This window comes from Helicobacter sp. MIT 21-1697 (assembly GCF_026241255.1).
Lineage (GTDB): Bacteria > Campylobacterota > Campylobacteria > Campylobacterales > Helicobacteraceae > Helicobacter_C.
The window spans coordinates 1-484 of sequence record NZ_JAPHNC010000029.1; the positions used below are offsets into that span (position 1 = coordinate 1).

Genomic DNA, 484 nt, shown 5'->3' on the forward strand with positions numbered 1-484 from the left:
GGGAAAGAATAAAGTCATTATAGAGGAGAGAGTTAAGATACGCAGCAATTTGAGATGTATCTGCACCATTAAATGTGCCTTGCACAGAATCCGCCTTAAAATATGCAAATTCCTTAGGATAGCGGCTTTCATATCGGTTGTGAGAACCCATTAAATGTAGAGCTGTAAAGTGTGGTAATGGGGGGGGGGGTATAGTATAAAGCACCTGCAATATCGCCTCATCGTGCTTGGCTAAATCAAAACTATCTGAATCATTAACAAACACAGATTCATCAGCCCTTTTAAGAATCGTAGCTGCTGCATTGCCAAAGAGACTTACAGGTTCTTGGTTAGAAATAGCTCTTGTATGATAGCCTCCAAGTTTAAAGGCATCAATGATATTGAGGTATTCATACCATTGATTTTGTGGGGTAGTAAGCGCATAGTCTTGATTAAAAAAAGTCAAAGCTTGGCTCAATGAGGCAAAAGTAGTCGCTTGGGAGGA

General features: G+C 40.1%; 1 protein-coding gene. It reads right to left on the minus strand.

The features are described from left to right. On the minus strand, window positions 1-484 hold a 484-nt coding region (locus OQH61_RS09470; protein ID WP_266027186.1), incomplete at both ends, for a sulfatase-like hydrolase/transferase.